This is a genomic window from Rhodoferax sp. XS2R6, from assembly GCF_056521365.1.
This window is the reverse complement of sequence record NZ_JBWMAY010000004.1, coordinates 116227-132943: the sequence shown is the minus strand read 5'-3', so window position 1 is coordinate 132943 and position 16717 is coordinate 116227. Positions and strand designations below refer to the sequence as shown.

Sequence of the window (16717 nt, the reverse complement as noted above, 5' to 3'; positions counted from 1 at the left end):
AGCATGTTTCTAGAAGTCTCTCAGCTGCAGGTGCATTACCCGGGCCGCACGCAGGCGGCGGTGCAAAACGCGTCGCTAAGCCTGCGGGCAGGAGACATTGGGGTGCTGATCGGGCCCTCCGGTTGTGGCAAAACCACGCTGTTGCGCGCCGTGGCCGGGCTGGAGCCTGCCAGTGGTGGACATATCCACCTGGGCGGCTCCCTGGTGAGCTCAGCCCAGAGCAGTGTGCCGGCGCAGGAGCGCCGCATTGGCATGGTGTTCCAGGACTACGCCCTCTTCCCGCACCTGGATGTGGCGCGCAATGTGGCGTTTGGCATCCACCAGTTGCCCAGCGCCGAGCGCCAGCGGCGAGTGGCCGAGGTGCTGGAATGGGTGGGCCTGTCGGGCCAGGAGCACCGTTACCCGCACGAGTTGTCGGGCGGGCAGCAACAGCGCGTGGCCCTGGCGCGTGCACTGGCGCCCCGCCCCCAGCTGCTGCTGCTGGACGAACCGTTTTCCAACCTGGATGTGGACCTGCGCGAACGCCTGGCGCACGAGGTGCGTGGCATCCTCAAAACCGCAGGCGCCACGGCGCTGTTCGTCACCCATGACCAGATGGAAGCGTTTGCGATTGGCGACATGATTGGTGTGATGCATGAAGGCACGCTGCACCAGTGGGACGACGCCTACACGCTGTACCACCGCCCGGCCACCCGTTTTGTGGCCGACTTCATTGGCCACGGAGTGTTTGCCCCGGCCACCATTGCCATCGAACAGGGTGAGCCCGTGGTGCACACCCCGCTGGGCGTGTTGCAGGACGTGAGTGAATGCCCCTTGCCCAGCGCGTATCCGCAGGGCGAATGTGATGTGCTGCTGCGCGCGGATGACATCGTGCACGACGACGACGCGCCGGTGAAGGCCGAGATTGTGCGCAAGGCGTTTCGGGGGTCGGAATTTTTATACACGCTGCGGCTGGACAGCGGCCTCACCGTCATGGCCCATGTGCCCAGCCACCACAACCACCGCCTGGGCGAATGGATTGGCATCCGCCCGCAGGTGGACCACGTGGTGACCTTCAGCCGCCTGGCCTAAGGTTTCAGCGCCGGGGCACCCAGGTCGGCACGCAGGTCTACCACGGCCTGGTGCAGGTCTGCCGCCCAGGCCCGGCGGTCGCGCCCTTCGGGCAACTGCACCTGGCCAAAACTCACCACCGCCTGCAGGCCCTGGGTCTTGAGCGTGCGCCAGAGCGAATCCCAGAGGCTGTCCTCGCCGATATAACAAGGCGCCAGGCTGTGCTGCCCCGTAGCACTGTCGCCAAAGTGCAGGCCCACGGGCTGCACCGGGGCCTGGGCCGCAATGGCGGCTTGCAGCATGTTGGCGTGGAAGGGGCGCACGATAGTGCCATCGCCCGTGGTGCCCTCGGGAAACACGGCCAACACATCACCTGCGCCCAGGCGCTCGGCCATGTGGTGCACCACGCGCATGGCGTCGCGGCGCGACTCGCGTTCGATGTACAGCGTGCCCGCACCATTCGCCAGGGTGCCGACAATGGGCCAGTGCTGGACCGAAGCCTTGGAGATAAAGCGGCAGTGGCGTGCGGCGTGCATCACCACAATGTCCAACCAGGAGATGTGGTTGGCCACCAGCAGCACCGGGCCCACCGCGGGTGGCTGGCCATGCACTATTAATTTGATAGCTAGTCGCGCAAGCATTTCGCGGGCCCAGGCCTGAACTTCTGCATCACGCGCAGGCTGCTGCAGACGCGGAAACACCCAGCGGATGCGCCAGGCGCCCGCCAGCACGTGGGTGAATACACGCAGCAGACGCCAGCAGGCCAGCACGCGGGCCATGGGGTCAGGCCGCGAAGGCGATGCGCCCCGCCACTACGGTGGCGCGCACACAACCCGGCAACTCATACCCGCTGAAGGGCGTGTGCAGCCCCTGGCTGCGCAGCGCGGCAGGCTCAACCACCCAGGCGGCTTTTGGGTCGAACACACACACATCGGCCACCCCACCCACCGTGAGCTGGCCCAAGCTGCCGGCCAGTGGGCCTGCGCCGTTGCCCAGCACCCGGGCTGCCTGGCTGCTGACCACGGCCAGAGCACGGTCCAGCCCCAGTTGGCTGTCCTGGGCCCATTTGAGGGACAGGCTCAGCAACAACTCCAGCCCGGTCGCACCCGGCTCACTTTCGGCAAATGGCAGGGCTTTGTCGTCTTCGTCCACCGGTGTGTGGTCGGACACCAGCGCGTCGATGGTGCCATCGGCCAGGCCGGCACGCAGGGCATCGCGGTCACGCTGCTGACGCAGCGGCGGGTTCAGGCGCATGCGGCTGTCGAAGTACCCAATGTCCACATCGGTCAGGTGCAGCGAGTTGATGCTCACATCGCAGGTGATGGGCAGGCCCTCGGCCTTGGCTTGGCGTACCAGCGCCACCCCGGCCGCACTGCTGATGCGGCACAGGTGCACACGGGCCTGGGTCGAGCGCACTAGCTCGAAGATGGTGTGCAAGGCAATGGTTTCGGCCGCCACAGGCACGCCCGCGAGGCCCAGGCGTGTGGCCAGTGGGCCGCTGGCGGCCACGCCCTTGCCCAGGTGGTATTCCTGCGGGCGCAACCACACGCTGTAGCCAAAGGTGCTGGCGTACTGCAACGCGCGCTGGGTCACTTGGGTGTTGACCAAGGGCACTTCGGCCTGGCCAAACCCCACACAACCGGCATCGGCCAACTGCTGCATGGGCGAGAGCACTTCACCCGCCAGTGCGCGGGTCAGCGCGCCAAGGGGCAACACACGCGGTCCACCCTGAATCTGGGTGCGGTAGTGCAACATCTCCACCAGACCGGCTTCGTCCAGCACCGGCTTGGTGTCGGGCGGGCACACCAGCGTGGTAACGCCGCCCGCGGCAGCCGCAGCACGTTCGCTGCTGAGCCGGCCGGCTTGAGGCTGACCGGATTCGCGCAGGCGCGCGCACAGGTCCACCAGGCCAGGTGCGACCACGAGGCCGTGTGCGGCAATCGTCTGGTCGGGGACAAAACCCGCGGGTGTGTCGCCGATCGCGAGGATGCGGCCCTCGGCAATGGCCAGGTCGGCCACACGGTCGGTGCCACTGGCAGGGTCCAGGACGCGTCCGCCTTGAATCAACAGGTTCATCTTCATTTCCTCTTTCAGCGCGGATCGGCGTCGTTGCCCGCCACAATGCCCATCACCGCCATACGTACGGCGATGCCAAAGGTCACCTGCGGCAGGATGACACTCTGCAGCCCATCCACCACCGCGGAGTCGATCTCCACACCCCGGTTGATGGGGCCCGGATGCATGACGATGGCATCACTCTTGGCGAGTTGCAGCTTCTCGGGCGTCAGGCCAAAACTCTTGAAATACTCTTGTGTAGACGGCAGCAGCGCACCACTCATGCGTTCGTTCTGCAGGCGGAGCACGATGATGACGTCGCAGTCCTTGATGCCTTCTTCGAGTGTGTGGCACACGCGCACCCCCATCTGCGCCATGTCGGATGGCACCAGCGTTTTGGGGCCGACCACGCGCACCTCGGCACAGCCCAGCGTGGTCAGCGCATGGATGTCGGAGCGCGCCACACGCGAGTGCAACACGTCGCCGACGATGGCCACGGTGAGGTTGGCAAAGTCTTTCTTGTAGTGCCGGATGGTGTACATGTCCAGCAGACCCTGGGTGGGGTGGGCATGGCGGCCATCACCTGCGTTGATCACATGCACATGGGGCGCTACGTGCTGGGCGATCAGGTAGGGGGCGCCCGATTCGCTGTGGCGCACCACGAACATGTCGGCAGCCATGGCACTCAGATTGGCGATCGTGTCCAGCAGTGATTCGCCTTTGCTGGCGCTGGACCGCGCGATGTCGAGGTTGATGACGTCGGCGCTGAGGCGTGTGGCGGCAATTTCGAAGGTGGTACGGGTGCGCGTGCTGTTCTCAAAGAACAAATTGAACACGCTTTTGCCACGCAAAAGCGGCACCTTCTTCACTTCGCGGTCGTTGACCGACACAAAGTTGGAGGCGGTGTCCAGAATGTGGGTCAGGATGCTTTTGGGCAGGCCTTCGACCGACAACAGGTGCACCAGCTCGCCGTGTTTGTTGAGTTGGGGGTTGCGTTTGTAGAGCATGTCAGGCGTCCTGTACATCGAAAGAGAACACGCCTGCATCGCTGCGCGCCAGTGCCAGCGACTGGGTGGGCGCCACGCTCACGCGCGCCGCGGCAAAGTCGGGTTGGATGGGCAACTGGCGGCCACCCCGGTCCACCAAGACTGCCAGTTGCACCGAGGCAGGTCGGCCAAAGTCAAACAGCTCGTTGATCACCGCGCGCAGCGTGCGGCCGGTGTAGAGCACATCGTCCAGCAACAGAATTTGTGCGCCGTTCACATCAAACGGCAATTGGGTCTGCCCCCCCGACGACAGACCGCGCTGTGCAAAGTCGTCGCGGTGCATAGCCGACGAAATGGTGCCCGCCTTGCCCGGTAGTTTCAGGTCCGCCTGCAAGCGCTCGGCCAGCCAGGCGCCGCCCGAGGTAATGCCCACCAGGCGGGTATCGGCGCTGCACAACTGCTGCACACCGCGCAGCAGTTCGCGGTAAAGCGCCTCCGCATCTAAAGCCAGGATACTCACGTCAAACTCCTCAAAAACTGTTCCAGGATGATGCAGGCCGACGCCGCATCGGCGTCTTTCGCTCCCGAGCTGATCGCCTCGGTGGTGCTGTAGCGTTCGTCCACTTCAAACACCGGCAAGCCAAAGCGCCCATTCAGCTGGCGTCCGAACTTTTTGGCCCGTGTGGTGTTTTCGTGGGGTGCACCATCGGGGTGGTAGGGCACACCAATCACAATCGCATCGGGCTGCCATTCCTTGAGCTTGGCAGCCACGCCGTCAAAACGTGCGCTGCCTTCGGCATGGATGGAACCTTGCGGTTGCGCGGTCTTGAGCAAGCGATTGCCCACCGCCACACCAGTACGTTTTAGGCCAAAGTCAAACGCAAGAAACGTTGTCAGATGCACGGGGACGGGCACATCCGGGGTGCTCATGCGTGCCCCGCTTGGGTGGAAATCATCCAGGCCTGCAGGCCCAGCAAGGCCAATGCCTTGTCGTAGCGCTGGTCCACGGGGGTGTCAAAAATAATGCTTTGGTCTGCGTCGACCGTGATCCAGCTGTTCTCACCGAGTTCGGTTTCCAGCTGCCCGCCGGCCCAGGCGGAGTACCCCAAGGACACCAGTACCCTGCGCGGGCCAGAACCGCTGGAGATGGCTTCGAGCACATCCTTGGAAGTAGTCATTTCCAGTCCGCCGGGAATGGTCATGCTGGAGGCATACAGGGAGGACTTGCTGTCTTCCGCACCTGGGACCTCCGTGCCTTCGTGTAATACAAAACCGCGTTCGGTTTGCACGGGCCCGCCCTGGAACACTCTGTTGCCCTGCAAATCACTGCGCGCCATGGGCAGGTCAATTTTCTCGAACAAGGCATTGAGGTCCATGTCCGCGGGCTTGTTGATCACGATGCCCAAAGCACCTTTGCTGTTGTGTTCACAGACATAGACAACGCTTTTGGAAAAAAGGGCATCTTCCAGCCCGGGCATTGCAATCAAAAAATGGTTGGTGAGATTGATGGGTGCAGAATCGCCGGACATAGTTTGATTTTAACGGGTGGCATGCACACACAATACGCCTCTGGCTTGGTCTGGTTCCGCCGCGACCTGCGCACACACGACAACACCGCACTGAATATCGCCTTGCAGCAATGCGAGCGTGTGTACTGTGTGTTTGTCTTCGACACAGACATTTTGGCCTCTCTGCCTCGCCAGGACCGGCGTGTGGAGTTCATTCGTGAATCGCTGGTGGAGCTGGATGCACGCCTGCGCGACCTCAGCGGACAAGCCCACGCAGGCCTGATCGTTTTGCACGGCCGCGCCGAAGAAGAAATCCCCACACTGGCCCAAACGCTGGGCGTACAAGCCGTGTATGCGGGCAAGGACTACGAACCCCAAGCCATTGCGCGGGACGGCGTTGTGCAACAAACGCTGCAGAAGGCCGGTACGGCACTCCATCTGCGCAAGGACCACGTCATTTTTGAAGAGCGCGAAGTGCTGACCCAAATGGGCAAGCCCTACGGGGTGTTTACACCCTATATGCGGGCTTGGCTGGCGCGCCTGGCGGTGCACCCGGCGCAGGAACACGCACCATCGACTCCGCAGCGTTTGGCCGCACGTCCTGAGGCTTACCGCACACCAGCTCCAAGCTTGGCAGACATCGGCTTTGCCACCACCAACCTGCAAGACCTGCGCATCCCTGCGGGAGAAGCCGGGGCCCAGAGTTTGCTGACCGACTTTGTTACGCGCATGGGCCGGTACGAGCAGACACGCAATTTTCCGGCCGTGAAAGGGCCCAGTTATCTCAGCGTACACCTGCGTTTTGGCACAGTCTCTATCCGACAGTTGGTGAACCTGGCCTACCCACGCCACCTGCAGGGCAGCGAGGGGGCTTCCACCTGGCTAGGCGAGCTGGTGTGGCGGGATTTTTATGTGCAGATTTTGGCCAATTACCCACATGTGGCCACCGCGTCCTTCAAGCCAGAGTACGACCAGATCGCCTGGGAGGACGGCCCGCGTGCGGATGCGTTGTACCAAGCTTGGTGCACCGGCCAAACCGGTTACCCACTCGTGGATGCGGCCATGGCCCAGCTCAACCAGACAGGTTATATGCACAACCGACTGCGCATGGTGACCGGCAGCTTTCTGGTCAAACACTTGGGGCTGGACTGGCGCTGGGGGGAGCGTTATTTTGCGCAGACGCTCAACGACTTTGACCTGTCGGCCAACAACGGCGGATGGCAATGGGTCAGCTCCAGTGGCTGCGATGCACAGCCCTATTTCAGGATCTTCAACCCCATTGCCCAGAGTGAAAAATTTGACGCAGAGGGCAAGTTCATTCTGCGGTACCTGCCGCAGTTGTCCAAGCTGGGGCCCAAGGCCATTCACGCCCCCTGGCTCGCAAAACCGCTGGAACTAGCAGCAGCAGGACTCACCTTGGGGCAGGCTTACCCACTGCCAGTCGTCGACCACGCGCAAGCAAGGGCGCGAACCCTGCTGCGGTATGGCGTGGTGAAAAAGCCGGCTTAGGCTTCTACGGCATTGCTGCAGTAGCTGCGCACCAAGCCAAGCAATTCGTCTTCGGAGTAGGGCTTGCCAAGGTAGTGGTCCACACCCAATTCACGCGCATGTTCACGGTGTTTTTCCGCGATGCGTGAAGTGATCATGATGATGGGCACCGCACGTGTGCGCGCATCTGCCCGGATGTTGCGCGCCAGGTCAAACCCGTCCATACGCGGCATCTCGATGTCCGACAAGATGACGGTGGGAACCTCTTCTTGCAGACGCTCCAATGCTTGCAAGCCATCGTTGGCCAACGCCACGCGGTAACCTTCGCGTTTGAGCAAACGCTGGGTGACGCGGCGCACGGTGATGGAGTCATCCACCACCAACACCAAAGGCAGCTGGTTGGCCGGCTCGACCAACTTGGGGGCCACATCAGGCGCATCGGTGGCCTGGCCAGCCCTGTCGCCAGAGGCGCCCAACACACGGGCCAAATCACCGTACACCGCCGCCAGCGCGACCGGGTTGTAGATCAGAACCACTGCACCCGAGGCCAGCACCGACATACCCGCCAAACCCGGCAAACGTGCAAGCTGCGGCCCGAGGTTTTTCACCACCACTTCGCGGTTGCCCAGCACTTCGTCCACGTGCAGGGCCAAACGTTGACCCGCGCTGCGGAACACCACCACGGGCAAGGTCTTGCTCAGGGGTTCGTGGCTGCGTGCCGACACCTGCAACAAGGCACCCGCCCAGAAGAAGGGGAGCACTTGCCCCGCCATACCGAAGGACTGGTCTGCATAGGCCTGCTCCAATTGGGCAGCCGGCACACGCAAAACAGTTTCCATGATGTTGGCCGGAACCCCGATGGTGAACTCGCCCATGCGCAGAATCACCACCTGGGTGACCGCCGTCGTCAGGGGCAGCACCAGCTTGAAACTGGTCCCTTTGTCAGGTTCGGTTTGGGTTTCGATGCGACCACCCAATGCATTCACCTCGGAACGCACCACGTCCATGCCGATACCGCGACCGGCCAGCTCCGTGATTTGCTCCGCCGTAGAAAACCCCGGCATAAAAATCAGGTTGGCGGCATCGCCGTCGCTGAGCGCGGCACCCGCCTCGATCACACCATTGGCAATTGCCTTGGCGCGGATACGGTCCAGGTGCAAGCCACCACCGTCGTCACTGAACGAGACAGAGACGTCATTGCTCTCCTGCAACACGTGGATCAGGATGTTGCCTGCTGCGGGCTTGCCCGCCGCGACACGCGCCTCTGCAGACTCGATGCCGTGCGCCACCGCATTGCGCAACAAATGTTCAAACGCGGGGGCCATACGGTCGAGCACCCCCCGGTCCATTTCGATGGAGCCACCGGTGATATCAAGTTTGACCTGTTTTCCAGAGTCTTTGGCGGCCTGACGCACCACGCCGTACAGGCGGTCTGAAATGCCTTCAAACTCCACCATGCGGGTGCGCAACAAGTCGCGTTGCAATTCGCGCGCCTGGCGGCCTTGGGCGATCAGATCGTCTTCAGTACCTTCCACTGAGCGTTGCAAGTTGCGCTGCACCGTCGCCACGTCGTTCACCGACTCTGCCATCATGCGGGTCAATTCCTGCACACGGGTAAAGCGGTCGAACTCCAGCGGATCAAACGCCTGCGCAGAATCCTTGGTTTGTGCGAGACGTGACTGCATTTGCGACTCGGCCTGCAACTCGACATCGCGCAACTGTTGTCGCAAGCGATCCAGGTTACCCCCTAGCTCCCCCAAAGACGAGCGCAACTGGTTCAGGCGCGCATCCATGCGCGAGCGGGTGATCATGACCTCACCAGCCTGATTGACCAAACGGTCCAGCAACTGAGAACGCACACGCACCGACTGATTTCCTGTACTGCGTGGCATGGCGGCCTGGGGCGCATGCACCACCGGGCGAATACTCAAGGGAGCCACTGTCGCTGCGGTGCTGGCCACAGGCGCTGCTGCCGCCACCGTTGCCACGACTGTGTCTTCTACTTGCACAGACTCTTGGCCCAAGGCCGCGAACACCGCTTGCAGCGAGTCAAACCGGGTGAGCAAAGGCTCCAGCTGTACCGCCTGCAGAGCTTCAGTACCAATCTGCTCGATGGACGACTCCATGCGGTGGGCCATTTCACCCAGTCGCATAGCGCCAGCCAGGCGCGCACTGCCTTTGAGCGTATGCAACAAGCGCAAAATTTCGTTGCGAGCCGCCATATTGTCTGGCTGGGCTACCCACTGGCGCAGTGCAGTCCCAAGCTGGGGCATGAGCTCTGCAGCCTCTTCTTCAAAAATGGGCAATAGATCATCGTCCAGATGGTCCTCTGCATCGATGTCGTCGTCTTGCGCATCGGCGATCGTCAGAGGTGCCGCCACCGCCATGGCCGGTGCAGCAATTTCAGGCATCGCGTCCACCAAAGGCATCGTTGGCAAACTGTCCTCAAACTCGGAGACGGGCTCCTCCATCACATCGATCGTTGCCTGGTCCAACGAAGGTGCCGGGAACTCCGTCTCGGTAATCGTCTGCAGTTCGGCCAGTACGCGTGCATCGGCCTCTTTCAGGAAACCAGCAGCAAACTGGTGCAACAAGCGGCGAATATCCTCGGCCGCGTCATTGAACACTGAAGCTTGGTCCGCCGTGCCCTGGCGGTGCAACTGCACGTGCTGCAGAGCTTGCTCCAGGGCGCGAGCCATATCGGAGAGTGCAGAAAACCCCACCGTGGCGGAGCTACCCAAGAGGGAATGCGCCAGCGCAATGACCGAATCGGGCAAGGCTTTGGGCAATTCCATGGCCCACTCACTCAGCTCCGTCTGCAAGCGCCGTGACCACTCGTCCGCCTCGTTGAGGTACACGTTGTAGAGAGGAATGCTCAATCGCAAAGATCCAATGACCTTCATGCCATCGTCGGCATCCAGCATCGGCACATCCGCCATCACCGCAGGTGCATCGTTGGCGGCTTCGACCTCCGGCATGACAAGCATGTCCGTGGTCAGGGTGGGTGCCGCTACGTCCAAGGCGACAAGCTCTGCCGCGACAGGTTCAGACGGCATTTCCACAATATCTGCGATCACCGTGTCCGGAGCGTCTTCCTGGGCGGACTGGGCCTCGAAGTCGCCAAAATCGAAATCTCCGAGATCGACTTCGCGAACTTCCGTTGCACTCGCCTCTGGCACAGAGCTTGTTACATCCAACGCTTGCGTGCTGTCGAAACTGAACAGCTGGGTGGACACGAAATCCACTGGCGGTGGTACCGCTGCAGCAGGCGCCATATCGAGGTCATTGAACATCTGCGTAGACGCAAAGTCTGCAGAAATCTCGGGCTCGGCCAGCGCCGGCATTTCCGCCACCGCAAACTCGACTGAAGGTGCCTCGGGCTCCTGCCGTGCCTCAGGCGCTGCGGCGAAGGCAAGACCAGGAACCTGCAAAGACAGGTATTGACCATCCAGGCGCAGTGCATCGGCAGTCTTGCGGAACTCTTGGGTACTCCAAGGTGTATTCGCGTGGGTTGCAATGTCCTCCACCCAGCGCTCAAACGCCTGCATAGCCTGCTCGGACACGGAGACCAATGCCTCACTGGCGGGGCGTTGCTCGGCAAGAGAGGTATTGAGCAACTGTTCAAAGGCCCACGCAGCCTCGCCAAAATCATTGAGCCCCACCATGCGGGAGCTGCCTTTGAGGGTGTGGAATGCCCGGCGCAGTGTGGTTTGGTCCGCCAGATTGGTCGGCTCTGCCCGAAGGGCTGCCAACGCAGCCAATCCATTCTGGACAACTTCACGTGCTTCTTCCAGGAAGATGTCACGCAACTCGGCATCATCGTCGGCATCGGGATCCGCCACGGGCACCGCCGCAGATATGACGGGTGCAGGCGCTGACACAGGTGCTGGTGCCGCCACGGCTTGTGGTGCAACCGCCATTTGCAAAGCCGCCAAATCGTCTTGAACCGCAACGTCTGCCGCGGTGGGCGTTTCTGCCTCGGCTTGCACATCGGCCCGCTCACGCCCCATCAGCGGACGGAACTCACCCAACTCCTCGTCGTACACAAACAAAGTCTTGGCGAGCGAGCGCTGGTAACTGAGCATGTCAATCAGGAACCCCATGGCCCCCAGACTGTTACCGACTTTCTCGAAAATACCGGTCCGTGCGCTGGCCTCATCGATGTCATCGACCAGAAACTGCTCGACACTGGAGCGCATGCGCAGCGCCGCAATAGAGGGCTGGTCTAAACCCAACACGGAGAACACGCCGCGCATCTGGGCCAACTGGCTCGGTACCTCACGCAAAGGCGCCTTGTCTTGTGGATTGCGGAAAAACTGGTCCAGCGATTTTTCCACCTCACCTAGTGTGGTGCGCAACTCGTCCACGACACTGCCCATGGTTTGGCGATCGCTCACGCGTCGATACAACTCCTCCATCCAGGATTCCAGCGGCTCCGGCTCACCACCTGAAGTGACATGGGCCAGGCGCTGCGACAAACGCGCACTGCGCTCCGCCATTTGGCTGTCTGTTGGATCGAGGTCTTCGTACGCGGCTTCCAGATACAGCACAGAGGTTGCGACCTCCATGGCCACCGCGGGGACAGGCGCCGTACCGGCGCGGATGGTCAATTCAATAGCGCGCGACAGGGCTTTGCCCAACTCACCACTTTCGACATGCAGCTTGGTGACCGTTTCGGCCACCGCCGCAAACTGCTCGCCAGCCACTTTGAGTCGATTGGTATCCCCCCCGGCCAACGCCGACCAGGTTTCAGCGGCTGCGGCAATGCGCTTGCGTGCCAACACCAGCAAGGCCGGATCGAAGCGGCCAAACTGCTCTGTTTCGTAGTCAACGGGTTTGCTGCGAGCCAGGCCATAGGCAGTCTTGACGGCCTGCAGCACAGGCGCTGCCACCGTAGATGGCGGCATAGCCAGCGAACAAAAGAACACCAAGTCCTGCGCCAATCGGTCTGAAATAGCGCCATCCCCTTTTGCCAAGCTCACGTACTGCTGCAGGATACGCGAGGCCGCGCGCTTGCTGTAAATGTCGCCAGCAAACAGGCCCAATGCCGTACCTTCAAAATACGCAGCACAAGCCATCCAAAACGTGCGGGATTCCAAGTCGGTGCGTCCCGCAGCCAAACCCAAGCTGATGTCCTGCAATCGACGGGCCGATTTCATATCGGCATACTTGACCAGCCGCAACACGCCGTGGTCCATCTCACGGCGCACTTCGGAGCTATAGGCCAACTGCTGCGCAGACGCTGGCACAGGCACTGGCAACCAGCGCCATTCGGGCGGCCACAAGTCCGCGGGGTGGATGCGGTCCGCACCTGCCAGCTCTTGCAAAGCCCGGTACTGAGGAAACAGGGCGACAGATGACGCGGACTTGCCTTTCAGCACACCGTCCAGATATTCAGTGAGCGCAAAGCTTGCACGTTCCATGCAATTGGCGGCATCGTCGCTACACAACTCGGGCCGCTGTACAAACTTCTGTGCCAGCGACTCCATAGCCCGCAAAATTTTGGCCGGAGCCACCAAGCCCACCATCTCCAAAGCACCAACCGCCTGGTGAAGTTGCTGACGTGCAATACGCAGGTGGCTGGCATCCAACTCTGTCAGGTCCGAGCCACGAGCCAGTTCGGCATCGCGCACAAAACGGCGCATGGCTTTGGTAGCGCCGTCCAAAGACTTGCGCAATTCGTCCAACACCCAAGCCAAGGGGCCCAGATCGCTGACCGCTAGTTCGTTGTCGCCGGGAGTGGCTGTGTTCGATGACATGGGTTCAGGCTCTCCTGGATCTCACGGGGCAAGGTGAATGCGGGACACGGGGGATCAAGCGATCTTGAATCGGGACACCGACTGGCGCAGCTCTTCCGCCATGCGGGAGAGTTCACGCACTTGGTTGGCCGTAGCACGTGTACCTTCACCGGTCTGCTCGGTCACCGCAAAAATGTGCTGGATGTTGTCAGCCACCACGTTGGCCAAACCGGCTTCACGCGAAGCGGAGTTCGAAATCTGCTCAATCAGATCGGCCACGCGGCGTGACACACGGTCAATCTCGGTCAGCGCAGTACCTGCGTTATCGGACAGCTTGGCCCCTTCCACCACACCCTGGGTAGAACGCTCCATAGCGCCGATGGCATCCTGTGTATCCGTCTGAATGGCCTTCACCAGTGCAGCAATCTGACGCGTCGCATCGGCAGAACGCTCCGCCAAGCGCTGCACTTCTTCCGCCACCACGGAGAAGCCGCGACCCGCCTCACCGGCGGACGCAGCCTGAATGGCAGCGTTCAAAGCCAACACGTTCGTTTGTTCGGTAATGTCCGAGATCAGTTCGGTAATTTCACCAATCTCTTGTGAGGACTCGCCCAGGCGCTTGATGCGCTTGGAGGTTTCCTGGATCTGGTCACGGATGGAGTTCATACCGCCGATGGCGTTTTGCACCGCCTGCAATCCCGACTCGGCGGCTTGCAGCGATTGACGGGCTACGGCAGCAGACTCTTGCGCCTGGGCAGACACCTCGTTGATTCGACCAGCCATGTCCACCACGGACTTGCCGGTTTCACGAATCTCGTGCAGCTGCTCATTGGAGGCCGCCAACAATTCGGTCGACGTGGCATCCACATCGGCCGTCGTCTGGGCCACGCGGGCAGCCGTGTTTTGCACGTTGGACACCAGGGATCGCAATTCTTCCACCGTGTAATTCACCGAGTCAGCAATAGCGCCGGTAATGTCTTCGGTCACCGTGGCTTCCTGGGTCAAGTCACCTTCAGCCACCGTCTGCAATTCGTTCATCAAACGCAAAATGGCCGCCTGGTTGGCATCGTTCACGCGTTTGGCTTCATGCTCCTGGCGCTCAGCTTCCAGACGCTGGTCTTCGGCCAGCACCTGGCGCTTGCGGCTGTCTTGCAGCTGCACATAAGACAGACCACCCGCGCACAACAGCGCAAACGCCGCCGCAGCCACCATGATGGCCAAGGATCCACCACTGATACCAGCTTGGCTGGACAACTTGGACTGCAGCTCTTCCAAATTGCGACGCAAAGGCTCGCTGTCCGCAATGATGGCGCCCTGCGCTTCACGCGCAGATACCAGGCCCTGCAAGTTACCCAGAATGGCACCCGCTTGCACGCGGGTCTCTTCGTACATTTTGATCAGCGCTTCCAACTGCTCGCGGGTTGCGGGGTCTTTGGTCGCGGTCAAGCGCAGCTCGGTACTACCGGACAACAGGGCTTCAGAAATTTCCTTGAAGGTATTCAAGTCCTTGCCCAGCAAAAACACCGCCTCTGGGCTCACGCCTTCGGCCGTCAAAAACTCATTGGACGACTTGCCGATACGCTGGGTCAACATCACCAATTGACCGACCGCAGAGATTTCCACGGCGGGCGCGTTTTGCTGCAGCTTCAAGGAAGCCACGGTTTCCGCAATTTCCAGCAAGTCGGAGGATTGGCGGTTGATCAAGCGCAGCGCGGAACCGATCTGCGTCAACATCTTCTGCTGACCCATCACGGCCTTGGCATTCTTCTCAGCCCGCTCCACCAGCGGCATCACTTTGCTCAACTCTGGAGCGTAGGCTTCGTCCAGAGGATTAATGCGCATTTCGTCATCACCCGCCTGCAAACCATGGGCTGACTTGGCCAGAATGCCCGCACTTTCTGACACATCGGGAAAGGCCTGGGCACTTCCCACTACCGCCTGCGACACCGACTTGGCCAGACGCTGCGACTGCATCAAGGATTGGCCTGTTGCCCCCAGTTGCTGGGCCACGCGATCCGATTGACTCAACACAATGAACACCACGACCGCCAGCACCAGCAACGCGCCCCCCAGTAAAAAGGACAGCGTACGCTGGTGTTGCGACACCGTACGACGCCCCAGTCCCGGAACCGAAACCAGATCACCCTCGTTACTTGCCAGCTCTTCATGCACCGCTTCTGGTGCACCCTGGGCCTGCAGCGGTGTATGTTGAGATTCCTGCACCGTCTCTTGGACTGCATCCACCGTCGCCTCGGGCATCGCCAGACTCAAACGCGAATCCAGCTCGGACTCCTGCGGCTTCTTGGAAAACAGATTTTTCAATTGATCGACAACAGACATGATGGGGCCTTACTGGTGAACTAAGCGCTGATGCTCAAAAACTGGGGGGTTTGGGACAGGGTACGCAAATTGATTTCTTGCCACTGCTCGCCGGCAGCATCAAAAAATTGATTGCCGAAATACACAGGAGCATCCGCAGACGCGGGTTTGGAAGCGGTAAAGGCGTCCGGGCCACGCAGACCGGAGAGTACATCCACCTGGAGTGCGCAATTCACCTCCAGCAGAGCGTTGAAGGTCACGACACTCGGCTCGGCCACCGACTGCTCGGTGCGCGCATCACCACCACTAATGGCAATAAACCCCGCAAGATCCACAACCCCAAAAAGGCCGCCACGGATATTGAGCACCCCCCGAAACCAATCCAGCGCGTAAGGCACGGGCTGCAATTGCGTCAAGGGAACGATTTCACCCGACTGCCCTAAAGGAAACAGGTAGTTGTGTCCCCCGGCGCGAACAGCCAGCCAGGCCACCGACATACCCTCGGTACGGGCCGCCTGGAGGCGGCTTGCCAAGCGGGCTTGGAGTTCTCGGAGTGCTTCTCTGTTGGCCATGGATGGTGTGGATCAGTCCAGGGCCTTGATTTTTGCGAACAGCTCCGACGCATCGACGGGCTTGGTGATGTAGTCCTTGGCACCCTGGCGCATACCCCAGACGCGATCCGTCTCCAGACTCTTGCTGGTGCACATGATGATGGGGATTTCCGAATACTCGGGGGTGCGGTTGATGGCACGCGTGAGCTGAAATCCATTCTGACCAGGCATGACCACATCCATCAGAATCAAGTGGGGCTTCTCTTCCGAGAGGCGCTTGAATGCTTCATCAGCATTCTCTGCAGACCGAACGGTAAATCCATTTTTTTGCAGCAACTCGGTCAGGAACATGAGTTCGGTTTTCGAGTCGTCAACGATCAATACTTTAGTTATAGCCATTAGATAGCTCCTTGCAAGACAGCACCAAACTGCTGCACTGCTTGCAACAACTGGTCTTTGGTAAAGGGTTTGGTCAAATAGTCCTGGGCGCCGACCATGCGGCCACGCGCCTTGTCAAAGACACCATCCTTGGAGGACAGCATGACCACAGGAACCCCGGAAAACTTGGTGTTGCGTTTGATGATGGCGCAGGTCTGGTAACCGTCCAGACGGGGCATCAAGATATCGCAAAAAATCAGGTGTGGCTGGTAGTCGTTGACCTTGGCCAGCGCATCAAAGCCATCCTCGGCCAGCATCACCTCATGCCCACCCTGCTTGAGAAAAATCTCTGCACTGCGCCGGATGGTGTTGCTGTCGTCAATAACAAGAACTTTAAAGGTAGGTGCTGTGGTGCTCAAGGGGCTTTGCTCCAGTACTAGCGTGGACGGTCAGGATAGGTCAAATCCGCACCAGCGATGCAGCATCAGATCTGCACCATTTCAAAATCTTCTTTGCGTGCGCCGCACTCAGGACAGGTCCAGTTCATAGGCACATCGGCCCAGAGGGTGCCCGGTGCAATGCCATGGTCTGGCGCGCCCGTGGCTTCGTCGTAGATCCAACCGCAAATCAAGCACATCCAAGTT

14 protein-coding genes are annotated in these 16717 nt (G+C 60.8%); 2 read left to right on the top strand and 12 right to left on the bottom strand.

Annotated features, from left to right (window positions below; all coding sequences use genetic code 11):
- The first annotated feature begins 3 nt into the window (after positions 1-3).
- Positions 4-1071 carry an ABC transporter ATP-binding protein gene (locus tag AC097A_RS14340; protein WP_479621367.1) on the top strand — a complete coding sequence of 356 codons (1068 nt, stop codon included), beginning with the start codon at positions 4-6 and terminating at the stop codon, positions 1069-1071.
- Here AC097A_RS14340 and AC097A_RS14335 read toward each other — a convergent pair.
- Genes AC097A_RS14335 through AC097A_RS14310 form a run of 6 tightly spaced genes read right to left on the bottom strand, consistent with a single transcriptional unit; the run spans position 1068 to position 5620 of the window.
- Positions 1068-1829: a lysophospholipid acyltransferase family protein gene (locus AC097A_RS14335; RefSeq protein WP_479621366.1), complete on the bottom strand. Its 762-nt coding sequence runs from the start codon at positions 1827-1829 to the stop codon at positions 1068-1070. The two genes, AC097A_RS14340 and AC097A_RS14335, sit on opposite strands and share 4 nt — an antisense overlap.
- A 4-nt stretch (positions 1830-1833) precedes the next feature.
- Complete coding sequence (locus AC097A_RS14330) at positions 1834-3126, bottom strand: dihydroorotase (RefSeq protein ID WP_479621365.1); 1293 nt, start codon at positions 3124-3126, stop codon at positions 1834-1836.
- A 14-nt stretch (positions 3127-3140) separates the two neighbouring features.
- Complete coding sequence (locus AC097A_RS14325) at positions 3141-4112, bottom strand: aspartate carbamoyltransferase catalytic subunit (protein WP_105262154.1); 972 nt, start codon at positions 4110-4112, stop codon at positions 3141-3143.
- A gap of 1 nt (position 4113) precedes the next feature.
- Positions 4114-4611 (bottom strand): bifunctional pyr operon transcriptional regulator/uracil phosphoribosyltransferase PyrR, encoded by a 498-nt coding sequence (gene pyrR, locus AC097A_RS14320; protein ID WP_315479537.1) that lies wholly within the window; start codon positions 4609-4611, stop codon positions 4114-4116.
- A complete protein-coding gene (ruvX, locus tag AC097A_RS14315) occupies positions 4608-5021 on the bottom strand; it encodes a Holliday junction resolvase RuvX (RefSeq protein WP_479621364.1) in 414 nt (137 codons plus the stop codon). Before ruvX ends, pyrR begins: the two co-directional genes overlap by 4 nt.
- Positions 5018-5620 carry a YqgE/AlgH family protein gene (locus tag AC097A_RS14310; protein ID WP_479621363.1) on the bottom strand — a complete coding sequence of 201 codons (603 nt, stop codon included), beginning with the start codon at positions 5618-5620 and terminating at the stop codon, positions 5018-5020. The genes ruvX and AC097A_RS14310 overlap by 4 nt, the downstream gene beginning before the upstream one ends.
- A 21-nt stretch (positions 5621-5641) precedes the next feature.
- Here AC097A_RS14310 and AC097A_RS14305 point away from each other — a divergent pair, with 21 nt between their 5' ends.
- A complete protein-coding gene (locus tag AC097A_RS14305; protein ID WP_479621362.1) occupies positions 5642-7108 on the top strand; it encodes a cryptochrome/photolyase family protein in 1467 nt (488 codons plus the stop codon).
- On the opposite strand, the gene AC097A_RS14300 is transcribed toward AC097A_RS14305, so the two are convergent.
- The 6 genes from AC097A_RS14300 to AC097A_RS14275 all read right to left on the bottom strand — a co-directional run bounded on the left by AC097A_RS14300 (position 7105) and on the right by AC097A_RS14275 (position 16710).
- Positions 7105-12846, bottom strand: coding sequence for a hybrid sensor histidine kinase/response regulator (locus tag AC097A_RS14300; RefSeq protein ID WP_479621361.1), 5742 nt, complete (start codon positions 12844-12846; stop codon positions 7105-7107). The two genes, AC097A_RS14305 and AC097A_RS14300, sit on opposite strands and share 4 nt — an antisense overlap.
- 54 nt (positions 12847-12900) lie before the next feature.
- Complete coding sequence (locus AC097A_RS14295) at positions 12901-15165, bottom strand: methyl-accepting chemotaxis protein (RefSeq protein ID WP_105262148.1); 2265 nt, start codon at positions 15163-15165, stop codon at positions 12901-12903.
- A 20-nt stretch (positions 15166-15185) separates the two neighbouring features.
- Complete coding sequence (locus AC097A_RS14290) at positions 15186-15716, bottom strand: chemotaxis protein CheW (protein WP_315494922.1); 531 nt, start codon at positions 15714-15716, stop codon at positions 15186-15188.
- Positions 15717-15728: 12 nt separating this feature from the next.
- Complete coding sequence (locus AC097A_RS14285) at positions 15729-16094, bottom strand: response regulator (RefSeq protein WP_105262146.1); 366 nt, start codon at positions 16092-16094, stop codon at positions 15729-15731.
- The gene (locus AC097A_RS14280) at positions 16094-16492 is read right to left on the bottom strand and encodes a response regulator (RefSeq protein WP_105262145.1); all 399 of its coding nucleotides are present in this window, start codon (positions 16490-16492) and stop codon (positions 16094-16096) included. Before AC097A_RS14280 ends, AC097A_RS14285 begins: the two co-directional genes overlap by 1 nt.
- Before the next feature lie 65 nt (positions 16493-16557).
- Positions 16558-16710, bottom strand: a complete 153-nt coding sequence (locus tag AC097A_RS14275; protein WP_370446738.1) for a rubredoxin — start codon at positions 16708-16710, stop codon at positions 16558-16560.
- Positions 16711-16717: the final 7 nt, after the last annotated feature.